Annotated in this window: 17 protein-coding genes; 10 read left to right on the top strand and 7 right to left on the bottom strand. The window is 47.1% G+C overall.

The window, feature by feature from the left end; translation table 11 throughout:
- The first annotated feature begins 470 nt into the window (after window positions 1-470).
- Both ppk1 and V6C93_RS29395 read left to right on the top strand, forming a co-directional pair.
- Window positions 471-2,594, top strand: a complete 2,124-nt coding sequence (gene ppk1 / locus V6C93_RS29390) for a polyphosphate kinase 1 (protein ID WP_333480223.1) — start codon at window positions 471-473, stop codon at window positions 2,592-2,594.
- Between the two features lie 83 nt (window positions 2,595-2,677).
- Entirely contained in the window at window positions 2,678-3,967 is a 1,290-nt protein-coding gene (locus V6C93_RS29395; RefSeq protein ID WP_333480224.1) for a glucose-1-phosphate adenylyltransferase, read from the top strand.
- A 269-nt stretch (window positions 3,968-4,236) separates the two neighbouring features.
- Here the strand turns inward: V6C93_RS29395 and V6C93_RS29400 are convergent, their stop codons facing one another.
- The 4 genes from V6C93_RS29400 to tig all read right to left on the bottom strand — a co-directional run bounded on the left by V6C93_RS29400 (window position 4,237) and on the right by tig (window position 8,922).
- Complete coding sequence (locus V6C93_RS29400; RefSeq protein ID WP_333480225.1) at window positions 4,237-5,091, bottom strand: alpha/beta hydrolase; 855 nt, start codon at window positions 5,089-5,091, stop codon at window positions 4,237-4,239.
- Between the two features lie 125 nt (window positions 5,092-5,216).
- The gene (clpX, locus tag V6C93_RS29405; RefSeq protein WP_333480226.1) at window positions 5,217-6,557 is read right to left on the bottom strand and encodes an ATP-dependent protease ATP-binding subunit ClpX; all 1,341 of its coding nucleotides are present in this window, start codon (window positions 6,555-6,557) and stop codon (window positions 5,217-5,219) included.
- Between the two features lie 10 nt (window positions 6,558-6,567).
- The gene (gene clpP / locus V6C93_RS29410; RefSeq protein ID WP_349262877.1) at window positions 6,568-7,260 is read right to left on the bottom strand and encodes an ATP-dependent Clp endopeptidase proteolytic subunit ClpP; all 693 of its coding nucleotides are present in this window, start codon (window positions 7,258-7,260) and stop codon (window positions 6,568-6,570) included.
- Between the two features lie 219 nt (window positions 7,261-7,479).
- Entirely contained in the window at window positions 7,480-8,922 is a 1,443-nt protein-coding gene (tig, locus tag V6C93_RS29415) for a trigger factor (RefSeq protein WP_333480227.1), read from the bottom strand.
- Window positions 8,923-9,645: 723 nt separating this feature from the next.
- On the opposite strand from tig, the gene V6C93_RS29420 reads away from it, so the two are divergent.
- The 8 genes from V6C93_RS29420 to V6C93_RS29455 all read left to right on the top strand — a co-directional run bounded on the left by V6C93_RS29420 (window position 9,646) and on the right by V6C93_RS29455 (window position 17,818).
- Window positions 9,646-10,689, top strand: a complete 1,044-nt coding sequence (locus V6C93_RS29420; RefSeq protein ID WP_333480228.1) for an aspartate-semialdehyde dehydrogenase — start codon at window positions 9,646-9,648, stop codon at window positions 10,687-10,689.
- A gap of 147 nt (window positions 10,690-10,836) precedes the next feature.
- The gene (gene dapA / locus V6C93_RS29425; protein WP_349262878.1) at window positions 10,837-11,721 is read left to right on the top strand and encodes a 4-hydroxy-tetrahydrodipicolinate synthase; all 885 of its coding nucleotides are present in this window, start codon (window positions 10,837-10,839) and stop codon (window positions 11,719-11,721) included.
- A 344-nt stretch (window positions 11,722-12,065) separates the two neighbouring features.
- On the top strand, window positions 12,066-13,826 hold the full coding sequence (locus tag V6C93_RS29430) for a ribonuclease J (RefSeq protein WP_333480230.1): 1,761 nt from the start codon (window positions 12,066-12,068) through the stop codon (window positions 13,824-13,826).
- A gap of 709 nt (window positions 13,827-14,535) precedes the next feature.
- Window positions 14,536-14,913 (top strand): Mo-dependent nitrogenase C-terminal domain-containing protein, encoded by a 378-nt coding sequence (locus V6C93_RS29435; protein ID WP_333480231.1) that lies wholly within the window; start codon window positions 14,536-14,538, stop codon window positions 14,911-14,913.
- A gap of 58 nt (window positions 14,914-14,971) precedes the next feature.
- Window positions 14,972-15,742 carry a hypothetical protein gene (locus tag V6C93_RS29440; protein WP_333480232.1) on the top strand — a complete coding sequence of 257 codons (771 nt, stop codon included), beginning with the start codon at window positions 14,972-14,974 and terminating at the stop codon, window positions 15,740-15,742.
- A 64-nt stretch (window positions 15,743-15,806) separates the two neighbouring features.
- Entirely contained in the window at window positions 15,807-16,058 is a 252-nt protein-coding gene (locus V6C93_RS29445) for a hypothetical protein (RefSeq protein ID WP_190502071.1), read from the top strand.
- A gap of 76 nt (window positions 16,059-16,134) precedes the next feature.
- Window positions 16,135-17,391, top strand: a complete 1,257-nt coding sequence (locus V6C93_RS29450) for a murein transglycosylase A (protein WP_333480233.1) — start codon at window positions 16,135-16,137, stop codon at window positions 17,389-17,391.
- A 22-nt stretch (window positions 17,392-17,413) separates the two neighbouring features.
- Complete coding sequence (locus V6C93_RS29455) at window positions 17,414-17,818, top strand: GFA family protein (protein ID WP_333480234.1); 405 nt, start codon at window positions 17,414-17,416, stop codon at window positions 17,816-17,818.
- A 306-nt stretch (window positions 17,819-18,124) separates the two neighbouring features.
- Here the strand turns inward: V6C93_RS29455 and V6C93_RS29460 are convergent, their stop codons facing one another.
- The 3 genes from V6C93_RS29460 to V6C93_RS29470 all read right to left on the bottom strand — a co-directional run.
- Complete coding sequence (locus V6C93_RS29460) at window positions 18,125-21,595, bottom strand: response regulator (RefSeq protein WP_333480235.1); 3,471 nt, start codon at window positions 21,593-21,595, stop codon at window positions 18,125-18,127.
- A gap of 602 nt (window positions 21,596-22,197) precedes the next feature.
- Window positions 22,198-23,508, bottom strand: coding sequence for a recombinase family protein (locus tag V6C93_RS29465; protein WP_333480236.1), 1,311 nt, complete (start codon window positions 23,506-23,508; stop codon window positions 22,198-22,200).
- Window positions 23,509-23,742: 234 nt separating this feature from the next.
- On the bottom strand, window positions 23,743-23,951 hold a 209-nt coding region (locus V6C93_RS29470; protein ID WP_333480237.1), incomplete at its 5' end, for a VOC family protein.

Consider the following 23,951-nt stretch of genomic DNA (forward strand, 5'->3'; position numbering starts at 1 on the left):
ATCCTGGAATGCCCCCTAAATCCCCCAATTATGGGGGACTTTGAGATTCCGGTTCCCCTCACCCAAGAGAGTTCTCCCCTAAAAGAGGAGAGGAGTAAGGACGAAGCCTTTTATTCATGGGGGGTTAGGGGGGCAAAAATCGAATGAGAGCAAGAGACGTTCATGAGCGTACCCGCTCACACTCCAGGATGAAAGGAGACTTTCAAAACAGGTCTACTGTTCACTGTTCACTGTTCACTGGTCACTGGTCACTGGTCACTGCTCACCGACAAAGATTTTTCCTTCCGCCGAATCGTTCTAGAAGGCTTCAGTTCAGGGTACGATGAAGTCGCAACCCCTACTGACAAAGCTAGGACATCGGCAGTTGTGACGCGCTATCCGGTAACGCGGACTCTGTGGTACACCCTCCTCAACAACTGGCTGATGTATCAAGAGTGTGATCGGGAACAGGACAGTGCCAACTCAAAACCATGCCTAAATCATCGAAAACGACTGTCACGGAAATTAACCTGGATGACCCGCGATACTACTTTAATCGCGAACTAAGCTGGTTAGAGTTCAATAACCGGGTGTTGCATGAAGCCACTGACCCTCGGACACCGCTTTTGGAACGTCTAAAGTTCATGAGCATTTTTAGCTCGAACCTAGACGAGTTTTTCATGGTTCGTGTTGCTGGTTTAAAACAACAGGTGGAGGCGAAAGTCAGTAAATTACCACCCGATGGTCGAAGACCGAGTGAACAACTGGAGGCAATTAGCGAGCGATTGCGTCCAATGGTAAACGAGCAGCATCAGCATTTTGAGAAAGTTCTGCGATCGCAACTGGCACGAGAAGGCGTCCATTGTTTAGATTACATGGACTTGAACCAGGAACAACGAACTTATCTGCAAAACTACTTTGAAGAGCAGATTTTTCCGGTTCTTACCCCCCTCGCTGTTGACCCCAGCCATCCATTTCCTTATATTTCCAACCTCAGCCTAAATCTGGCAGTGGTGGTGAAAGACCCCGACACAAAAGATGAATTGTTTGCGCGGGTAAAGGTGCCTAAAGTCTTGCCTCGGTTTGTGCCTTTTCCTGAACACTTGCGCCACCGAAAAAAAGATCAACCCCCAGTCTGGACGGGTGTTCCTCTGGAACAGGTGATTGCCCATAACTTGGAATCTCTGTTTCCGGGGATGAATATTCTGGAGTATCATCCATTTCGGATTACCCGCAATGCAGACCTAGCGGTCGAAGAAGATGAAGCGGATGACCTGCTGTTGGCCATTGAGCAGGAATTGCGGAAACGCCGGGTTAGTGGCTCAGTGGTGCGGATGGAAATCCATGTCACAATGCCTGATACCGTGCGGGAGATGCTGATGCGAGAGTTGAGGCTCCAGAACATCGACATCTATGAGGTAGACAGCCTGCTGGGACTGGGAGATTTGATAAGTTTGATGGAATTGCCACTCCCGGAACTGAAAGACCCGCCTTGGACACCCGTGGTACCCTCCCGGTTGCGATCGCTCTCAGCGGAAGAGGAGGAGGAAGATATATTCAGCCTGATCTGTCGCTCAGATTTGCTGGTACACCACCCCTATCAATCCTTTTCCGGAACGGTGCTGCGCTTTATTACCCAGGCGGCTTACGACCCTGCGGTTCTCGCCATCAAGATGACACTCTACCGGACATCTGGGGATTCGCCCATTCTCAATGCCTTGATTTCTGCGGCAGAAAATGGTAAACAAGTGGCGGTTCTGGTGGAGCTGAAAGCCCGTTTTGATGAAGAGAACAATATTCTCTGGGCACGCAAGTTAGAACGAGCAGGGGTGCATGTGGTTTATGGCTTGGTGGGGTTGAAGACTCACACCAAAGTCACACTGGTTGTGCGTCGGCACGACAACAAAATAAAACGCTATGTTCACATCGGAACCGGCAACTATAATCCTAAAACCGCCAGATTTTATACGGATTTGGGAATATTGAGCTGTCGAGACGATTTAGGTGCCGATTTAACGGATTTGTTTAACTTCTTAACGGGTTACTCGCGGCAACGGTCTTACCGTAAGTTATTAGTAGCGCCAGTGAATTTGCGCGATCGCATCCTGGCTCTAATTAACCGCGAAATGGAAAACTGCCGACAGGGTGGAACGGGTCGTATCGTTGCCAAAATGAATGCTCTGGTTGACCCACAAATTATTGCCACTCTCTACGAGGCTTCCCGTGCGGGTGTTCAAATTGACTTAATTGTCCGAGGAATTTGCTGCCTGCGTCCCGGACTCCCAGGCGTCAGTGAAAATATCCGCGTGATTAGTGTGGTCGGTCGCTTTTTAGAACACTCACGGATTTATTACTTTCATAATCAAGGTAAGGAGGAGGTGTATATCGGCAGTGCAGACTGGATGCGTCGTAACCTAGATCGACGAGTAGAGGCCGTTGTGCCCATTGAAGACCCAGAGATTATCAAAGATCTCCAAGAAATCTTGGCAATTATGATGGCAGATAACCGTCAAGCTTGGGAACTCCAACCCGACGGAACCTATATCCAACGGCATCCAGCTGACGGTACCAACGAGCAATGTGCCCAGAAAATTTTAATGGAAATGGCAAATTAACTCATCTTCTCTTTTCCCCTTGCCATCTGCTCCTTAGAATCAGACACTAAACGTAACATTTACTTGCAGTCGAGAGGTTATTCGTGAAAAGAGTCTTAGGAATTATTCTCGGAGGTGGTGCAGGAACACGCCTTTATCCACTGACCAAACTTCGGGCTAAACCTGCTGTACCCTTAGCAGGGAAGTACCGCCTAATTGATATTCCAGTCAGTAACTGTATTAACTCAGATATTCTCAAAATCTACGTTCTGACCCAATTCAACTCTGCATCCCTGAATCGCCACCTTGCCCGTACCTACAACTTTTCCGGCTTGAGTGAAGGGTTTGTTGAAGTACTCGCGGCCCAGCAGACAGCCGAAAACCCCAGTTGGTTTCAGGGTACCGCTGATGCCGTGCGCCAATATATTTGGCTAATGGAGGAGTGGGAAGTCGATGAGTTCCTAATTTTATCCGGTGATCATCTCTACCGGATGGACTATCGCTTATTTGTCGAACGTCATCGCGACACGAACGCTGATATCACCCTCTCCGTTGTCCCTATGGACGAGAAACGGGCATCAGATTTTGGTCTGATGAAAATTGATAATACGGGTCGAGTCGTTGACTTTAGCGAAAAGCCCAAAGGGGATGCCCTGAAGAAAATGCAGGTCGATACGACCGCACTGGGCTTAGACAGCGAACCGGCACAAAAAATGCCCTACATCGCTTCAATGGGGATTTATGTCTTCAAAAAAGATGTTTTAATCGACTTGCTGAATCGCTCTCCAGATCAAACCGATTTTGGCAAAGAAATTATCCCCGCCTCAGCCAAGGACTATAACGTTCAAGCTTATCTCTATAACGGTTATTGGGAAGATATTGGAACGATTGAGTCGTTCTACGATGCTAACCTAGCACTGACTCAGCAACCGCGCCCACCCTTTAGCTTCTACGAAGAAAGAGCTCCTATCTACACACGCGCCCGTTACTTGCCTCCGACCAAGCTTTTAGATTGCCAAGTGACGGAATCCATGATTGGGGAAGGCTGTATTCTCAAACAATGTCGGATTAATCACTCGGTGTTGGGAATTCGTTCACGCATAGAAGCGGGTTGCATCATTGAAGATACCCTAATCATGGGGGCTGACTTCTACGAACCCTTCGCAGAACGGCAATCGGACTGCGACACCACCCAAGTTCCCCTAGGGATTGGTTCCAACTCAACAATTCGCCGTGCGATTATTGATAAAAACGCTCGTATTGGCTGCGATGTACAAATTATCAATAAAGACAGAGTAGAGGAAGCTGAGCGTGAGCAGCAAGGCTTTTTTATTCGTAACGGCATTGTAGTGGTGATCAAAAATGCCGTCATTCCCGATGGAACGATAATCTAGTTCTGAGGCCACACAAAGCTGGCAAGCTAGCAAGTTAGGCACCATGAGCTTCTGCTCACAACGCAGGAAAGTTTTCCTTACTCCTGTCCGTGTGCCTTATACCTTCTGCCCTCTGCCTTATTTTGAGAATAGAATTTCTCAAAATCTATCCGGAGGGTGGTGATTTGCTTGGGAATAAAGAAGTGGTAGATGCACCCTGATTAAAATCCCCAGCTCCTAACAGGGCTGGGGGTTTCCTGATTTTTGTATCCTTATTCTTGTATCCGAACTCAAGCATTTGCTGGGGAGCCAACGCCCAAAAATTCCTGCACCCGCTCTAAATAAACGTCCGGCTTTTCCAGCATCGGGAAATGAGCCGTACCCGGAATTTCAAAATACTCCACTTTTTCATTCAGTTGAGCCGCCCGACGCCCTAGCTCGGCTGGGATAATCTTGTCATGTTTCCCACACACTAAGAGAGTTGGTACGCTGATTTGAGCAAACTCCTGAGGCATCACCTCAGATGCATACTTACTCACCGATGTCAACATCGTTCCTAAAGCCGCGTTGTAATCCGCATCCAAGAAATCCTCTAAAAACGCACGGCTCACAGCCGCAGGCAGCGGACGGTGCAAAAATCGCGCCATAAACATCGCACCAGCAAAGGGAATGCGTAAGAACCAACGAGGACGGAACTGAACAACGTACTTGCCAAATTTATGGAAAGCGGTAAACGATTTCTCCTCGTACTCAAAAATCCCGCTACAAGTCAAAATTGCCCGCTCCACTCGCTCTGGATAGCGGTTGAGAAACATGACAGTAGAAGATGCCCCCATTGAGTGAGCCATGATAACAACGCGGCGGAGTTCCAGAGTATCTAATAACACGGCTAAATCTTCAGCGTAGTCCTCCATTTCATAGAGCAACTCGATTGGCTGTTGGGGTAACTTTGACCGACCAAACCCCCGCAGATCGTAAAGCAGGCAGTCAAAGGTATGTGATAGGGCATTAGCAGTACTTTCCCAGTAACGAGCCGAACCGCCCCAGCCATGAACAAAGACCATTACTGGCTTGGTTTGAGAGGTGCTTGGTTGGCGTATCCACTCGTAGTAATGCTCGACGCCACGAACGTTAATCACAGGCATATTAAACGATTTGAGTCAAGATGAGTTGCAATAGTTAGTAGGAGCCTATAGCCATACGCCCCTACTCAAATCTGCTATTAGAATTTTCCTACTCTCTTGCTCGAATTTCCTAACCCTAGCTTTTTTTAAGCGGATTCTGGCTTCGGAAGGGAAGATGGATGGACTAGCAGTTCGGCTGTGGAGCGTTTTTCCACCATTTCCCTGGTAATCGTGCAGCGAGTGACATCCTTACGCGAGGGCAGCTCGTACATCACGTCTAGCATCAATTCTTCCACAATGCCGCGCAGGGCTCTAGCGCCCGTTTTACGGCGGTAGGCTTCTTGTGCGATCGCACGAATAGCATCTTGTTTAAAGTCCAATTGCACGCTGTCCATCTTCAGCAGTTTTTGATACTGCTTCACCAGCGCATTGCGGGGTTCCGTTAAAATTTCCATCAACGCTTCTTCATCGAGTGGGTCAACGACAGCCACCACGGGCACGCGACCAATGAACTCTGGAATCATCCCAAACTTCACCAAGTCATCCGGCTCTAAGTGCCGCAGAATATCAGCTGAGCGCTTTTCCTTCGACTGACCCTCTCCAGGTTGAATAAACCCGATGGAGCGCTTACCAATCCGCTGCTCAACGACCTTCTCCAGGCCGACAAAGGCTCCCCCACAAATAAACAGGATGTTGCTCGTGTCAATCTGAATACAATCTTGATAGGGATGCTTACGACCCCCCTGCGGCGGGACATTCGCAACCGTCCCTTCTAACATTTTGAGCAAAGCCTGCTGGACGCCTTCCCCAGAAACATCCCTGGTAATGGAAGGGTTTTCACTTTTGCGAGCAATCTTGTCTATTTCATCGATATAGATAATCCCTCGCTGAGCTTCCTCGACATCGAGGTCTGCCACTTGCAGCAGCCGCAGTAAGATATTTTCGACATCTTCCCCGACATAGCCCGCTTCCGTTAGCGTTGTGGCATCGGCGACCGCAAAAGGCACATCTAAGACACTCGCTAACGTCTGAGCCAGAAGCGTTTTCCCACAACCGGTCGGCCCCATTAGGAGAATGTTGGACTTTTGCAGCTCTACCACATCCTCCAGCCCAGCCTTCGCACTGCCCTTGGCCTGAATAAAGCTCAGGCGCTTGTAGTGGTTATAGACGGCAACTGAGAGAACTTTTTTGGCCTCGTCTTGACCAATGACATGCTCATCGAGATACTTCTTCAGTTCCCTCGGTTTGGGAATCTGATTTAACGAGAGACTCGAAGCACGAGCGCGACGCTTCTGAGGGGGTTCTCTAGGCGGCACCGGTTGGGGAGCTGGCCCACTAGAGTCGAGCAACTCCTCATCTAGAATTTCGTTACACAGGTCAACGCATTCATCACAGATGTAGACGCCTGGTCCTGCAATTAGCTTACGCACCTGCTCCTGAGACTTGCCGCAAAACGAACATTTTAGATGGGAGTCGTATTTAGACATATGAAGCCTCTTACTTGATAGGAGTGACAGCTGCTTCCGATTTGGGAAGGTTCTGCCTGGTGATGACCTGATCGATCAGACCATAGTCTTTCGCTTCAGCTGCTGACATAAAGAAGTCCCGCTCGGTATCTGCTTCGATTTTGTCGAGTGGCTGACCCGTATGGCGAGCCAGTAACTGATTCAGCGTCCGCTTATGGTAAAGAATTTCTCTGGCTTGGATTTCAATATCAATAGCTTGTCCCTGTGCACCACCAAGGGGCTGGTGAATCATGATTCTGGAACTGGGCAATGCCATGCGTTTACCATGAGCCCCGGCTGTCAGGAGAAATGCCCCCATACTGGCGGCTAAGCCGAAGCATATAGTAACAATGTCTGGGCGAATCTGCTGCATCGTGTCATAAATTGCCATCCCCGCTGTCACTGAACCACCGGGAGAGTTGATGTACAGTTGGATATCCTTTTCGGGGTCTTCCGCATCTAAAAACAGCAGCTGGGCAACGATGGAGTCCGCTACTGTATCGTCTACTTGCGTCCCTAGAAACACGATGCGCTCTCTCAAGAGCCGTGAGTAGATGTCAAAAGCCCGTTCTCCCAAACCAGACTGCTCTACCACCATCGGGACGATGTTGCTAGGGCCAAGGGAGTTAATGTCAAAGGAACTTAAGCTTGTGAACTGATAGCCGTTGGACTGGGATTGCAGCATAGAACAAACGTTAATGCATTTTAGTTAGCAATTTTGCTATCTCACCCCAGCATAAAAGGGGGAATATAACAACTATTCTTCTAGTGATCATTATGCCTCAATTGCCAGAGGACTGGCGTTCCAGAGGCAAGAGATTTGGGTTCAGCAAGATTTCGATTTTGGATTTTAGCTGTTGGAATGGGGATTGGGAAAGCTAGTCTCTCATCCCCATTCCATCCCTTACTCAGCGGGTTCTGCTTGTACATCAATCGTCTGAGAAGCGGCATCAACGTCCTCTTCTTGAGCGATCGCTTCTGTCTGAGACTCTTCTTGTGGAGTTTCTTCTCCTTCTGTTTGTTCGGGTGTCAAGGAGCCTTTGGGCACCAGTTCAATTGTGGCGTGTTCTTCGAGCCACTTCACAGCCTTTTCTTTAATTAAATCGGACTCAACGACTTCCCGCAGCCGCTTAGGATCGACATCTTGTCCTGAGAGCTGTTCTAATACTTCTTTCGCTTTCGCTTCAATCTCCTCTGGTTGAGCGGTGAGAGATTCGCGCTTAGCAATTTCTTGAAGAGCCAGGGATTGCTTGAGACGGGTGATCGCATCAGGACGCGATCGCTCTTTGAGCTGCGGGATTGTTTCGGCATTAAACAGCTTACGTACATCCATCCCGTAGCTTTCCATTTGCATGGCTGTTTGCGTTAAAAGCGTCTGAACTTCCTGATCAATCATCGTTTCAGGGAGATCAATCTCAACTTTTTCGAGGAGTGCTTCTAGCAACGCTTGCTCCTTACTTGTCGCCGTTTCTCGCTCCGCTTTTTCCCGAAACTGCGTTTCTAGGGATTCCCGTAACTCTGCCAGAGTTTCCTTTTCACTCACTTCTTGAGCAAAGTCGTCATCTAACTCAGGCAACTCTTTTTCCTTGAGTTCTTTCAGTGTAATGGTAAAAACAGCGGACTGGCCTGCCAAATCTTCTCGCGGGTAATCTTCTGGAAAGGTTACTGGGACTTCTTTGGTTTCTCCAGGATTCATTCCCACAATCCCGTGAATGATGCCCTCCAGGAACCGTCCTTCTCCTAGCTCAATTTGGAAATCTGTGGCTTGAGCTCCTGAGATTTCGGTAGATTCTTCCCCTTCCCCTGGAAATCGACCACTGTAATCAACGACCGCGACATCCCCCAGTTGAGCGGGGCGTGATTCCACTGGAATGAGAGTGGCTTGCTCGACACGACGCTGTTCTAAGAACTTATCTACCGCATCAGCCTCTGGCTGAGTTTCCTCAGCTTTAACGCTCAAACCGCTGTATTCCCCTAAGGTGATGGTCGGTGGGACATCAACCGATGCCGAAAACTTCAGCGGTTTTCCAGGCTGAAATTGACGGATTAATTCCTCGTAGGTGGAGGTAAGCTTGTAGTTTCCCAGTGCCTCTATCGATTCTTGCTCGATCGCTTGCTTTAGGCCATCTTGAACCAAATCTTCGAGCGCGGCTTCTTTAATTCGTTGGGGGCCCATCCGCTGAAGCAAAATTTGACGAGGCACCTTGCCTTTGCGAAACCCAGGAATATTGGCAGAACGTGAGAGGTTTTGCACGACCTTTTCGTAGGCTTGTTGGGTCGTTTCGGCGGGAATTTCAATTTCCAGACCGAGCTGGCTCTGTGGGAGCGGTTCCTGAGTAACTTTCATGGACGCTTTCGTTTCAGACAACTTTTAATAGATTTTGTAAGGATTCAGCACAGATATTTCAAGATGATGCTTAAGCAACCAAGTCCTTTAGAGGTAAAGGTGGGTCTCTCGTGGTATTCTAGTTGAACCCGTTAAGTATAAGCATCTAGCCGTTTTTCCTTTGCGATCGCCTTTGAGACAATGCTCTAGGCAGTGCTTGTAGTTTCCGTATCTGATGATAGTACATAGGAGCGGGTATTAGCGTTAGCATAAGGCGCAGCTCAGTTGAACATAAAGAAGTTCTATTCTGAGGGCGATCGCGACAGGGATAGCCAGCTAGCGGCATCTAGAGCATAGGCTGAGCTGTTCCGCAAAGTCTAGCCTATAGCATCGCGTCAGCCTAGACTATAAACAACACAGCTAATCCGTTGGCGGTAAAGGAAGGGCTCTTGGGACTTAGCCTCCTCAAGGGTAAGGGCACCCTTAAAGCGAATAGCTTTGACTATCTCTCAGATGATAGAGTGAGAAACCGTACTCAAGCGTGTTAAGACAGGTAATAGCAATTCGATGAATTTCAGGCATTTTTTAAAATAAAGGTACGATAAAACGAAACCAAGTTATTAATGTAAGAGTATTGAGTAAACTTAAAAAAAATTAACGACCTATAAAGTCTCGATTAAGTCCAGGTAGCTAGTATCTCTCTGTTAAGTTATTAAGCTCTTTATTAAGGTGGAGGAAATTCATTTGTCTAATCAAATTCGCGTTGCTATCTTAGGCGCGACGGGTGCAGTAGGCACAGAACTCCTGGAATTATTGCAAAGCCGAAACTTCCCGCTCGCCGATTTAAAGCTTTTGGCCTCACCTCGTTCCGCTGGGCGTACCCTCTCCTTCCGGGGGGAAGAACTGCTCGTAGAGCCAGTGTCCGAGAAGTCGTTTGAGAATGTCGATGTGGTTTTAGCCTCAGCTGGGGGCTCAACGTCGAAAGCCTGGGCTCCCAAAGCCGTAGAGAGCGGTGCGGTAGTGATTGACAACTCCAGTGCCTTTCGCATGGATCCCAACGTGCCCTTGGTCATTCCAGAGGTCAATCCCGATGCCGCCGCGACGCATCAAGGAATTATCGCGAATCCCAACTGCACGACAATTTTGATGGCAGTGGCGGTTTGGCCTCTACATCAGGTGCAGCCTGTGCAACGAATTGTCGCCGCAACATATCAGTCGGCTAGTGGAGCCGGGATGAGGGCGATGGAAGAACTTAAAAGCCAGGCGCAGGCAATTTTGCAGGGTGAAACCCCAACAACAGAAAGCTTTCCTTACCCATTAGCCTTCAATCTGTTCCCGCACAACACGCCCCTGAATGAGCAGGGATACTGCGAGGAAGAGATGAAGATGGTCAACGAAACTCGCAAGATTTTTAATGCCCCCAAACTCAGAGTCAGCGCGACCTGTGTACGGGTTCCTGTACTGCGTGCCCACTCAGAAGCGATTAATCTAGAGTTTGCACAACCTATGCCGATAGCCAAGGCACGAGAAGTAATCGCTAATGCCCCCGGAGTGCGACTGGTGGAAGATTGGCAAGCCAATTACTTCCCCATGCCGATTGATGCTTCAGGTCGCGATGAAGTTCTCGTGGGTCGAATTCGTCAAGACCTCTCTCACCCCTGTGGCCTAGAACTTTGGCTGTGTGGCGACCAGATTCGTAAGGGAGCTGCCCTGAACGCCGTGCAAATTGCAGAGTTGTTGGTTACGCGAAATTTACTCCGACCGACAACAGCAACGGTTGCTCATTAACAAACTGGCAAGATGAGGGGTTGAAAGTTGGCAAGTTGAAAGTTGAAGGTTGCTCCCTTCAACCTGATAACCTTCAACCTGATAACCGACGCTTACAGCAACGGCTACGCCGAACAAACCTTTGCATCAAGGAGGAATAAAAAGAGGGTGGTCAATTTTGGACGTGTACTAACGGCGATGATCACGCCCTTCAGGGAAGATGGCAGCGTCAATTACGAGGTCGCTGAACAATTGGCCGCTCATTTAGCGGACAATGGCACAGATACCCTGGTGGTTTGTGGTACTACGGGAGAATCTCCCACCCTCACCTGGGATGAGGAGTACCAATTATTTCAGGTGGTACAAAACGCCGTAGCGGGGAAAGCTAAGATAATTGCGGGAACCGGATCGAATTCGACTAAAGAAGCGATTGCAGCAACGCAAAAAGCCGCTAAAATAGGTTTAGATGGATCGTTACAAGTCGTTCCTTACTACAACAAGCCACCGCAGCCAGGACTGTATCATCACTTCCAGGCGATCGCTCAAGCTTGTCCTGACATACCCTTGATGCTCTACAATGTTCCGAGCCGCACCGGTCAAAATCTCCTACCGGAGACCGTTGCCCGCCTAGCCGAAATTCCCAACATTGTAGCGATCAAAGAAGCCAGTGGTAACTTCGACCAAGCCAGTCAAATTCGGCATTTGACACCGCCTGATTTTGCCCTTTACTCTGGAGATGATTCCTTTACCCTAGCCATACTGGCAATTGGAGGCACTGGAGTCGTTAGTGTTGCCAGCCATTTAGTTGGTCTAGACCTGCAAGAGATGATCCAATCTTTTGAAGCTGGAAAAATCGATAGGGCAAGGGAAATTCATCTAAAACTTTTTCCCCTATTTAAAGTCTTGTTCTGCACTGCCAACCCTATCCCTCTCAAAGCAGCGCTGAAACTTCAAGGCTGGGACGTAGGTTCCTCACGCCCTCCCCTCTGCGAGCTGCCAATTGAGTTGAAAGAAGGGTTAGAGAAAGTTTTGCTGGAACTGTCTTTGCTTTAAAAAAAAGTTCGGATATTACTACCTACAAAGTTTTCACCATAAACGGAATAGATCCTACCTATGAATTACTCTTAATAGCCTTAATATTCTTGTCCCCATCCCTATTTCTGACCAATGGGTAGGGAATAGACAAGCAAAGATAGCCCATACCTCAGACATCATCTCCTCGGTTCGCAGTGAGACTAGAGCAATTATTGGTCTAAGAGGAGGACTGAAAAAGTTGTGTAATGATGTCTGCGAATTTGGCTAGCCATACATTTTTATCTACCAACCTACTGTTCTTTCTGTTTAGAACGGTTTTGAATTTCCTAATCCAAGATAAACACATACCTCAAAGGAGGCAAATGACTAACAATAAAAAATCTGCACCAGCCTTAAAAATTATTCCCCTAGGCGGATTGCATGAAATTGGAAAAAATACCTGTATTTTAGAGATCAATGACGAAATTATCCTTATAGATGCAGGGATTGCTTTTCCCAATGATGAAATGCACGGGGTGAATATTGTTCTGCCCGATATGACCTATCTGCGGGAAAATCGCCACAAAATTAAAGGGATGATTGTCACTCACGGCCATGAAGACCATATCGGCGGCATTCCCTATCACCTCAAGCAATTTGATATTCCCGTCATTCATGGGCCGCGTCTGGCAATGGCGTTGCTGCAAGGCAAATTGGAAGAAGCTGGAGTCGCCAATCGCACGGTATTGAAGACAGTTAGTCCCCGTGACATGGTACGAGTTGGCACTTCCTTCGTGGTCGAATTTATTCGCAATACTCACTCCATGGCGGATAGTTTCACCATTGCCATCCACACCCCACTCGGTGTCGTGATTCATACGGGAGATTTCAAAATTGACCATACACCCATAGATGGCGAATTCTTTGATTTCCAAAGATTGGCAGAACACGGTGAGAAAGGAGTACTCTGCTTACTCAGTGATTCGACCAATGCTGAAGTCCCAGGACACACCCCTTCAGAAAGTGCAGTTTATCCCAATCTTGATCGCGTTTTCGCTCAAGCGCCTGGACGGGTACTGATCACAACCTTTGCCTCGTCAGTTCACCGGGTGAATATCATTTTGCAACTCGCGCAAAAACACAAACGGGTTGTTTCGGTTGTTGGGCGCTCGATGCTCAATGTCATTGCCCACGCTCGTAATCTTGGTTACATCAAGTGCCCCGATAACTTGTTTGAGCCATTACATGCCGTTAGCAACTTACCTCCCGAAAAGGTCGTGATTCTGACGACCGGTTCTCAGGGTGAACCGATGGCGGCAATGACGCGGATTGCGAATGGCGAGCACCGACAAATAAAAATCAAGCAGGGCGATACGGTGGTATTCTCCGCTAACCCAATTCCTGGCAATACCATTGCTGTGGTCAATACCATCGATAAGCTGATGATCCAGGGAGCCAATGTCATCTATGGTCGCGACAAAGGAATCCACGTTTCCGGTCACGGCGCACAGGAAGACCAGAAGCTGATGCTATCCCTAACTCGACCGAAATTCTTTGTGCCGGTTCACGGCGAGCATCGGATGCTGGTTCAGCACGCCAAGATGGCTCATACAATGGGTATCCCCCCGGAAAATACAGTCGTGATCAACAACGGGGATATCGTGGAACTCACAGAAAATAGCATTGGTGTTGCGGGCAAGGTTCCGTCAGGGATTGAACTGGTTGATCGCTGCGGCATTGTTCATGACAACGTACTCAAAGAACGGCAGCAACTAGCAGAAGATGGTGTTGTTACCGTAGCGGCGGCAGTGGACTGGGAGGGCAAGTTACTGGCGAAGCCAGAAATCCACCTGCGGGGGGTTGTGTCACTGGTTGAGAAGTCGCTCTTGGAGCAGTTGGTGGTTAAGACCATTGAACGAACCTTAAGCGATCGCTGGACAGATTTTGCCAAGTCCTTCGAGGGTAGTGAGCTAGATATCGACTGGGCTGGCTTACAAGTGCAAATTGAGAGTGACTTGCGGCGTTTAGCCCGACGTGAGCTTCAGAGTCATCCCCTCCTCATCTTCTTGCTCCAAGCGCCAGAGGAACCTCCAGTTAAGGTAACGGGCAGACGCCGACGCTCAACAGCTAGGGTCGCCTCATAGTACAGCGGGACAGAAATGACTAAACCCTTCCTTTATAGGAAGGGGTAACAGCCGCTTTACATAAGAGATGAAGGTTTGTAAATCAGCCTGACCCGAGTGCTGAGGTATTCTCCCTCTCTGGTCAGACCCACCCCAGATCTACGGAACTGACTCGTTTTATAGGACTGACTCTCCAGGCAGAAAAATTTTCCTGGCAAAGTCAGTCTTTTGTTTTATGATGTTGACTACACAGATCGGTTATCCTGTTAAGGGATGTTACTGAGACGGCAAATGAAACTTCACAAAAGTTCAGTGAAATTACCAAGGTAATTGCCTTGCGTTTCAGTAACCATATCAATAACAAGCGCTCTCACTTTAAGAAATTGGATAGATCTCCTATTCACCTTCACACCAATCAATTAGGTTTTTTTACTTACCCGAACGACTGTTATTTCGGAACAGCACCTAATCCATTCGGTTTTAAGATAAGCTGCTGATTTCAGCAGCGATATTGACCCCAGCCAGTTTGACCGAGGGTCAGAACACCCAGAACCGAGACACCTGTAATAGAACCAACGCTTAACTCTTTTAGGCAACAGATTAAGTGCCTGCTGGAGTGCAGCAACCTCACCCGAAAGGGTACCGGAATTCATCCGGTATTGGATGCTGAGCGATTGTAGGTAAATGACAGGCGATCCAGTTCGCTTTTCCCACATACAGGAAAGGAACTATGAATGTATCCGAGCATACAGCAAAAAATCTGACCATTACAAGTTGGGTTTGGACGCAGCCAGAAGAAACTGCTTCACAGCCAACAACCTCGATAACCCCTCCCCAAGCCAAGAAAACCTTTGACCTGCTTCAACCTGTGAGGCAGTGGCTAGACAAGGTTGAAGTTAACAGCCCTGAAATGGCACACCGCCTCTGCCAAGTAATCCCAGCGCAGTGTCCTTTTGAGCGCGATGTTAAATTATTGGGTCGTACTCTGTTTCATATTCCGCCCATGTGCAAATTGAATCCGTTGTATGACGAAGTAGTGGCGTTGCGCTTCCGAGCTTTGTGCTATTTGGCAGATGAATGTGGTGAAGATATCTCCGCTTACTGCTAAAATTCCAGTTCAAGAATTTTAGCGGCGGCATCGGGAAACCGTGCATCTGTAAGATCTCATGGCCATTATTGCCCTGAAAGCCTGGTATCTCCAGCAATATGAACCCATTAAAGAACTGGAGAAACGCCCCCATGACTTGCGCCTGAGCAAAAATAGCTTGCTCAAGTCGGGTTTAAGAGCTGACTTTTTAGACGATAGCCAGGATGTCAAAAACTCAGTCTGGTTTGGGCGCTATCTGGAAGGGGAAACAGTCGAGTTTTATGTCGAAGGTAGTGGCGGTTATGCCATTTCCAACATTGACTTGATCTCTCACGAGATTTACTTCACAAAGCTTGAGGTGATGGCGCAACTGGAGCCCATCATATTTTTGAGTTACCAAAGTGAGTACAATGCCTCCAGTGAGGCGCTGCGTAATGCCCTCTCGAAGAGCCTGGAAAGCTTTAATCAGCGATCACGCTTACCCCTCACACTAGAAGAATCCCGACGACCAGTCGGTGAACCCATGCGCTTAAGCAGCACCCAAATGCGCAAAATCCGCAAAAGCCTGCTGTTTGTTGCTGATGGGACATCAGTGGCTCGAATTGAAGGAGAAAAGACTCCCCTATTAATCCCTAGCCCCAATGTCTGTGTGGAAATTGGCTACGCCTTGACTACTAAGCGCACCGAACAAATTTTGCTAGTACAAATGGATCGACCAGACTTACCGGGGCGATTTCCCTTTGACTTACCCAATTACCAGCAGCTGTTGTTTCAAAAACCAGAAGAATTATCACAAACGTTGCCGTCAGTGCTGGAAACTTTGCTGCAACGGTATAATTTGTTGGCTTGAGAGTGTGATCTTCCGGCGCGTGGTCGCTGATAATAATTTGGTTATGGATTAAGGATGGTTTTCCATGCCCAGAACCCCAGATGAGTACGCTGTATACATCTTTTTGTCAAGTGGTCACCGGGAAGAAGTGCGTTTTGCAACAATTCAAGAATTTCAAAAGTGGTACAGTGGCGAACTGATGCCAAAAGCCACGTCTCAGGACTTCATCAACGTGCCGATCAAAAATATCCAAGGTGAGTACATGGTGCTGCGTCCCTCTAGCGTCACAGCGATTCGGGTGGAACCAGTTTACGCTGGAAGCGTCGAACGCTATTAGTCGCGGTCAAAGGTTAGGGGTCAGGGCTCTATTGACCCATGACCAATGACTAGCGGTTTGGCAATTTTTGGTGAGTATGGGAAAAATAATAACTTGGCTCTCTCTAACTGTAGGGATGGCTTTCTTGAGTGCGAATGGTTTAACCCTCGCCGATACGCCGCAGCAACCCGTTAACTCGAAAGTGGGTCAGGAAAATGTAGCCCAGCAACCTGTTAATCCAGATGCGGGTCGAGTCAATGTGCCACTACGACCCGTAAACCTGGATGAGAGTCAGGTCAATCTGAATGCGTTGGGTTTTGACGAACAACTGTGGGGTAGTCCGGGGCAACCGGGAGATCGGCGAGCGTTACTAGCGTCTATCGATAACAGCTTACGTTACCTTGCCTCTGCTAAAGCGGTTGAGGCTTACCGGAAGTATCCAGTACAAGGAATAACGCGCGATCGCGTCCGTCGCTCCCTTGTGCGTTTCCGCCAACTAATTCTCAAGTCTCGTTCCCCTGCTGAGTTGCAAGCCGCTGTGAAGCGCGAGTTTGCCGTTTACAAGTCTGTTGGGAGAGATGAGCAGGGGACAGTTTTATTCACCGGATACTATGAACCGATTTATACTGCCAGTCGGACGCCGAGTGCTGAGTATCGATATCCCCTGTATAGGCTACCGACTAACTTTGAACGATGGAAAACCCCTCACCCCACTCGTACTGAGTTAGAAGGGGAAGATGGCTTAGGCACAACAAGCCAACTGCGAGGCGGTGAACTGGTGTGGTTGCGCGATCGCTTAGAAGCCTTTCTCGTTCAAGTTCAGGGTTCCGCCCGTCTCCAGCTACCAAACGGGAAACAGATGACCGTTGGTTTCGCAGGCAAGACGGATTACCCTTATGTCAGCATCGGGCGGGAATTGGTTAAAGATGGCAAATTGCCTTTGGAGGGGTTGACACTACAGGTTCTCGTCGATTACTTCCACGCTAACCCAGCAGAACTGAGCCAATATTTACCCCGAAATCAAAGCTTTGTTTTCTTCAAGGAAACGTATGGGGCACCCGCTAGTGGGAGCATAGGCGTACCCGTGACCGCAGAGCGATCGATCGCAACCGATAAATCCCTAATGCCACCGGGAGCCTTAGCGCTGATTAACGCCCCTATCCCCTATCCCAACGCCACCGGTCAGCTAGAAACCCGTCTGGTGAATCGCTACGTACTCGATCAGGATACTGGTAGCGCGATTCGGGGGGCCGGTCGCGTGGATATCTTTATGGGAACTGGGCCAAAAGCAGGCGATCGAGCGGGGGCGATTAATGGAACAGGAGAGCTTTACTACTTGCTGCTGAAGTCGTGATGTTTACGTCGAGGAGTATCAAATGACAGCAAATTTTACTGAACCCGTAACTTACGAGGGTGGCTGTCACTGCGGTGCTGTGCGCTTTCAAGTAATAGTTGACAAGCACAAAGCTGATGATTGCAACTGCTCAATTTGTCGAAAAAAAGGGTTTTTACATCTCATTGTGTCAAAAGATAAATTTACTTTGTTACAAGGAGAGGAAGCCCTGACAACATACACCTTTAACACAGGAGTCGCCAAGCATAAATTTTGTCAGATTTGTGGAATTCACTCTTTTTATACTCCCCGTAGTCACCCCGACTGTATTGATGTTAATGTTCGCTGTCTTGATGGTGATGTGATTTCGCGATTTGAGATAGTTCCTTTTGATGGTATGAATTGGGAACAGAATATCGGCAAGCTGAGGGGAGAAGATGCCTCTTAACGTTGACTAGTCGCCAGTTACTAACCCAAGTTGCGGGTTATGAAAGCAGAACATATCGATTCAGACAACTGAATGGATTTCGGAAAAACTCTATTGATGCCACTGCAAACTGTCTCAATCGTCTCGATGTCCGATTGCTTTGAGCAAGTTGTTGATGATAGCGTACATGGCAATAGTTTCATTAAGCATATACCCCTTTACACCATATCTCTGGAGGGGATTTTATTCGGTTGCCTACTTGAGTAGCTTAGATAACTAGCAACTTGGGTTAGTAAGTTAGGTGGTTAAGAGAATGAGGAACTTTTATTATTTTTCAGTCAAAGCTTCAACACCTTCCCATTCCTCTGGCACTCCATACTTTTGATACTTCTCACAGCGTTTAACATACAGCAAGGCAGCTTTATCATGGGGATTAATTTGTAAAATTTCGTGAAAGATTTCTTGAGCTTGAGCAAATTGTTGCTGAAAATACAAAATAATGGCTTGTTCAAAGTTACTTTTCGTTTGTGTCTTTAATTGCAAAAGCTGCGACTCATCTCCATCGTAGACTTCAAAGACTGATACGGGTGCCTGTTTTCCCTTGACCTTCACGCGATCAACAAATCGATAGCTGTGCTTGTGTGAAGCATCAAGATAACTGAGAGTTTGTCCGCTCATTAGAATTCCCGCACCATAAAGCTTGGTTAACCCTTCTAAACGTGAAGCTAGGTTGACAGCATCAGCAATCACTGTACTTTCCATCCGCTGTTCTTCGCCAATCGTACCCAGCATTAAACTGCCTGTATGTAAGCCAATGCCAATCGTAATGGGAACATAACGCTGTTTTTGCCGATGCTGATTGTAGATCATCACTTGTTTTTGCATCTCAACTGCACCCGCGACAGCCTCATGAACTGACTCAGGAAATAGAGCCATGATAGCATCTCCAATATATTTATCAATGAAACCATTGTGAGCGCGAATAATTGGACTAAATCGGCTTAGGTAGCTGTTAATAAATTTAAAGTTTTCTTGAGGACTCATTCCTTCTGAAAGGGCGGTAAAGTCGCGAATATCACAAAATAGTATCGTCATCTCTTTCTGAACATGATCGCCTAATTTTACATCTACGATACTTTCGTGCCCCAAGAAGCGAAGAAAGTCATGAGGAACAAAGCGACCATAAGCAGCATTAATTTTGGCAAGACGAATATGAGTTTTAATCCTCGTTAATAATTCATTTTTAGAAAAGGGTTTAGTCAGATAATCATTAGCACCAACAGTAAATCCTTCCACTAAATCTGATACTTGGTTTTTTGCCGTTAACATCACAATGGGAAGTTCACTCGGTAGAAACCTCTCGCGAAGTTTCTGGCAGACTTCATAACCCGTCATGCGTGGCATCATAATATCGAGTAAGATTAAATCTGGCTTAAACCCCTTTTCAATGATTTCTAATGCTTCTAAGCCATTGGTAGCTTGAGTGATGGCATAGTTTGCCAGAGAAAGATTATTTGCAAGTACCTGGAGATTGATAGGTTCGTCATCGACAATGAGAATTTTAAATCCTCCCGTGTCTATGCGATACGCTTCATTGAGGATTAGATTTTCCTCAGTCACTTCTTGTGCCTTTACTATTGAGGGAATTAGCGATACTGCCGAAGTTGGCTTAACCTGATTCTGAGATATAGGTAACGTAAAGGTAAACTGAGAACCTTTCCCAACAGTTGATGAAACGTGAATTTCTCCACCGTGCAACTCCACTAACTGTTTAGTGATAGCTAAACCTAAACCCGTACCTCCATATTCCCTAGCAGTAGAGCCATCGGATTGCTCAAAGGATTCAAAAATTCTCTCTAATTTATTGGCTGGAATACCAATACCTGTATCTGATACAGTAATTGCCAAATAAGAGTCACCAGGTTGTTCTTGGGGTTGAAGATTAGCAGGTTGAAAGTTAGAGGGGGTGGCTGGTTGAGGGGTAGCCGATTGTCGGTTGTCTTGAGAACCTTCAAAATTCAACCTTTTAACATTCAACCAATTAGCTGAAACTTCTATAATTCCAGATTCGGTAAATTTAATTGCATTCCCAATTAAGTTGTGTAGAATTTGTTGGATGCGATTTTCATCGGCATCTACTAAGGGGATATTGGGACTGATGGAGTTAATCAATTGCACAGACTTTTTACAGACTAAGGGTTGGGAAAGCATAAGAACGATTTCTGTCAGTTCTCGCACTCCCACAGGCTGGATTTGTAGCTCAATATTTTTGTGCCTTAGCTTCGAGAAATCGAGGATGTCGTTGATTAGATTAGACAGTCTTCTGCCCGATGACGCAATCATACTAAGATTGGTAATCGTCTTTCCTGGCAATTGTCCTGTTGCACCATCGATTAAGGAATCTGCAATACCAATTATGCCATTGAGAGGAGTACGAAGTTCATGGGAGGTATTGGCTAAAAATTCATCTTTTAGCTTATCGAGGCGCTGTAATTCAGCATTTTTAGCTTCCAAGGTTGTGAAAGATTCCTGAAGTTGCGCTGCCATAGTATTAAAAGCCTTGGCAAGCACACCGAGTTCATCAGAGCGATCGAGGTTGACACTCTGGTCAAATTTTCCTTCGGATAGCGCAGTAGCCGAATCCTTTAGCTGTAAAATGGGTTGGACAATCCAACGAGATGTAATAATTCCCACAGTGGTTGCCAAAAGCAATGCTATCAAGCATAGTCCGATTGTAGTGTGGGTGTTAGTGTTAATCTGCTCCATGAAGTCGGCTTCGGGAACGACTACCACAATCAGCCAATCTAATCCTTTCTTATCCTTGAAAGGCAGAACCCGTAAAAATTGTCGTTTCCCCTCGATGGAAAATTGGAGTTGTTGCCGAGTTTGAATTTGCCTGTTGATATTAAAGTTGGTTGCTAAATATTGAACGGTAGTTTTAGTTAAGTAATCCTTACTCTCAATTGCTTTTACTCGTTCGGCTCCGTATTCTTTTTTGGTGATACGAAATGGCTGTTCAGTAGTTGAAGTTGCCACCAAAAGACCGGAACGCTCGATAATAAAACTTTCTCCTGTTTTGCCAATTTTTAGACTTCCCAAAAAGTCGCTAATTTTTGATAGATTTATATTAGTTAGTAAGACTCCTTGCAATTTGCCTTGTTTGTTGTAAAAAGGCATCGATGCACCGAGATAAGAAGTGAGTCCAGCCGTATTGGGGTAAATTTCACTCCAAGTTGGTTTACCAGCTGCTACAGCCGCTTTATACCAAGGGCGGGTGCGAGCGTCAAAGTTGATTTTATGGTTGAGTAGTTTCAGGCGATCGCCAAATTGATCGGTAGAATAAGTCCGAAAATCATAGCCACTTACTTTAGTCGATACTCTGAGGGTTAATGAGCCATCATCTAAGCGTTCTGCTCCTATGATCTCTTTTTGTTCTAACCCTAAGCCAGCAAACGTTAGGGTGTCAAATATCTGAAGTTGCTGCCAAAAGTGATGTTCTAATGCAGGCATGTCTTGCACGCTCAATTGACCCAAATGAATTGCTGATGCATTACTTTGATTAACCTTATGAGGAGTTTCTAGGTAAGTCCGCAGGTTTTGTTCAATGCGATCGCAGATTTCACTCATTAACTGGGTGGCAAGGTTATTTACCGCCTCCTGCCCATTTTTAAACGAAAGCCACCCGACAAGTCCCACTGCCCCAAAAATTTGCACTACAAACGGCACTACAAGGATAATACGAAGCGGAACTTTTCGAGGTGTTCTTGCTACTGAGCGACTCAAAAGTTTTAATAACATATAGCGTTTTAAAATCTTAGTAATTTCTGCATTTGTGTCTTTATTTACATCTCAAATAAAAACGCTATAGCGGTTCTCACTTGAGTGAGATACACCCATTTCTGCCTTTTGCCCTCTGCCCTCTGCCTTAAAACCAATAGCGCTATATCTCATCCAAATGAGAACCGCTATATTTAGCCCTACAACCCTTTCTCTAGAAGGCTTTCAGAGAATAATGAAATTCATGTTAAATTAGATAATCCCTTCGCTAGAAGCGCTCGCTCCTCACGAAGTAATAAAGTTAAGCCTAGGCACTCCTTTTACGGCGAGTCAATGGGGAAACATACTTAACTTATGAGCAGTACCTTCTGGCTCAGGATTTTCCGCAAATTCTTAGAACCTAAACGCTTTGCGATTATAGAGGCTTGTTTAATTGGTTTAGTTGTGGCACTAGCAGCAGTTTTTTTGAAACAGGGAGTCGGATGGATCGGGACGTGGGGACTCCATACAGCGCATCTACTACGCGTTTTGTTGGTACTCCCTGGTATAGGTTTGCCAGATCTCTAGGGACTGCAATACTCGCATCTTTCATTAGTTTTAGAAATGATTACCGCCCCAAGGGGCTAAAAAATAAATAGTAGTTTCAGCTGCCACTCCTTATCTTGGCGCGTGATTTCAATTTGTTGGATGAATTCTCGAAAGTAGAATCGGCGTTCTGATTCTGATAAATCATTCCAAAATTGGGGAATGGATACAGCTTGAGCGATCGCTTGTAAATTGACGGGAGGTAGTGCTGCCAGTCGGGATCGAAGCTGGGAAATTTCTGTCCGGAGTTTGTAGGCGCGTAACTCAGCTGTTTCTGAATCGAGGACACCTGTGGCGGTTAAGCTAGGGAGTTGTGTTAAAATTTCCTGCTTTTGCGTAATTTGACTGTTAATGGCTTGCTTCACACCATCTAGGCTGGGGGCGTTCATCCCAGCGACAGCACGAGGGAGTTCTTGACAGATGCTTTGAATTGTGGAGTGCAAAATGTTTTCGTAGGCGATCGCACGGCACTTGGGACGCTTTGGGCAGTTAATGGGGCGTAAATATAAGTATTCTTTATGACTACGGGGTCTGGTTACGCTCGTTACCGTCATGTGAGAGTGGCACTCCCCACAAATAACCAAACCGGCCAAAGAGCGAGGGGCGCTAGCGGTACGGGGGGGCAGTCGGCGGTTACGACGCAGTAGGCGATCAATCTGTGCCGCTTCTTCCCGGTTGAGGATGGGGCTATGGGTATCAGAAACTACCTCCCCATTTTGATAGCCCAGATCGCCCCGATAGATGGGGTTAGTCAGCCAACGCCACCCTGTAGAAACAGAAATTTTCTTACTATACTTTTTTTCGAGATATCGTACTGCGCCCCGTAAGGAGCCATACAAGAGAAACTGTTCAAAAAAATCCTTGACTACAGGTGCTGTACTGCGATCGAGAATGTAGCGGTCTTTACCCCGCCGATAACCGTAGGGTGCCTTTCCCGGCGGAGGAAGAACTTTAAGGCGATTGCGGGCGTGTCCTTGACGAATGCGGCGACTGCGCTGGTAATTTTGGATTTCGTCGATGAGTTTGAATAAATTTGCGCGAATATTTGGGAGATTAGTCGAGGCGAGTTGGGAAGAGTTATAAGGTTGCTCGGTGGCAATGACTTCGATACCGAGAGATTCGAGTTGAGTGAGGCGATCGCTAACTTCTTCCACTGAGTCTCCCAGTGTATCCAGACGCTGAATTAACAAGTAATCCGTCGGTTCAACCTGACAATCTCTCAACAACTGCTGCAACTGCTGACGCCCTCCCAAGTCTTGATAGACCCGATCTACCTCAAATCCCCAAACCATTGGGTCTGCTGGGGATTCGAGGAGGGGGTCGCTGTAGAGGTAGGCAACAATTTTCATTCAATTGCGATCGCATTTCCTAGGAATTTTAGGTGTTTCCCACAACTCAATTATCCAAGGTATGCAGGTCACTCAGACTGGGCAGCCGGAGGGTTGGGCGTTTTTTTCTTGGGAAGTTTCTGTTCCTACTCCTATCCCGCCCCAAGAATACCTATGAACGAACAACTCCAGGCGCAGAAGACGCAGAGGAAGAGATCGGTAATTTTTGAGTGGGAATGGAGTAATACTTTATACCTAAGCTTGGCTCAATTCAATGATGTTACCATCTGGGTCTTGAGTAAACAGCGCGGTGCGACCAGAATCGCTCATTTTGAGAGAGTACCCCTGTGCTAATAGCTGTGTTTTAGCCGCATCCAAGTCAGCAACGGATAACGCGACATGGGGGTTGCGTCCCCATTTTTCATGATTTTGCAGCTTTGGTTGAATTGAGGAGTCTACGATCA

It is taken from the genome of Allocoleopsis sp. (assembly GCF_036703385.1).
Taxonomy (GTDB): domain Bacteria; phylum Cyanobacteriota; class Cyanobacteriia; order Cyanobacteriales; family Coleofasciculaceae; genus Allocoleopsis.

Bases quoted from the DNA above. Each gene is read 5' to 3' on its own strand.
- ppk1 (WP_333480223.1), top strand. From the start codon at position 471: ATGCCTAAATCATCGAAAACGACTGTCACGGAAATTAACCTGGATGAC.
- V6C93_RS29450 (WP_333480233.1), top strand. From the start codon at position 16,135: ATGGGAAAAATAATAACTTGGCTCTCTCTAACTGTAGGGATGGCTTTC.
- V6C93_RS29440 (WP_333480232.1), top strand. From the start codon at position 14,972: ATGGCCATTATTGCCCTGAAAGCCTGGTATCTCCAGCAATATGAACCC.
- V6C93_RS29445 (WP_190502071.1), top strand. From the start codon at position 15,807: ATGCCCAGAACCCCAGATGAGTACGCTGTATACATCTTTTTGTCAAGT.
- V6C93_RS29465 (WP_333480236.1), bottom strand. From the start codon at position 23,508: ATGAAAATTGTTGCCTACCTCTACAGCGACCCCCTCCTCGAATCCCCA.
- V6C93_RS29455 (WP_333480234.1), top strand. From the start codon at position 17,414: ATGACAGCAAATTTTACTGAACCCGTAACTTACGAGGGTGGCTGTCAC.
- V6C93_RS29430 (WP_333480230.1), top strand. From the start codon at position 12,066: ATGACTAACAATAAAAAATCTGCACCAGCCTTAAAAATTATTCCCCTA.
- V6C93_RS29460 (WP_333480235.1), bottom strand. From the start codon at position 21,595: ATGTTATTAAAACTTTTGAGTCGCTCAGTAGCAAGAACACCTCGAAAA.
- tig (WP_333480227.1), bottom strand. From the start codon at position 8,922: ATGAAAGTTACTCAGGAACCGCTCCCACAGAGCCAGCTCGGTCTGGAA.
- clpP (WP_349262877.1), bottom strand. From the start codon at position 7,260: ATGCTGCAATCCCAGTCCAACGGCTATCAGTTCACAAGCTTAAGTTCC.
- clpX (WP_333480226.1), bottom strand. From the start codon at position 6,557: ATGTCTAAATACGACTCCCATCTAAAATGTTCGTTTTGCGGCAAGTCT.
- V6C93_RS29435 (WP_333480231.1), top strand. From the start codon at position 14,536: ATGAATGTATCCGAGCATACAGCAAAAAATCTGACCATTACAAGTTGG.
- V6C93_RS29400 (WP_333480225.1), bottom strand. From the start codon at position 5,091: ATGCCTGTGATTAACGTTCGTGGCGTCGAGCATTACTACGAGTGGATA.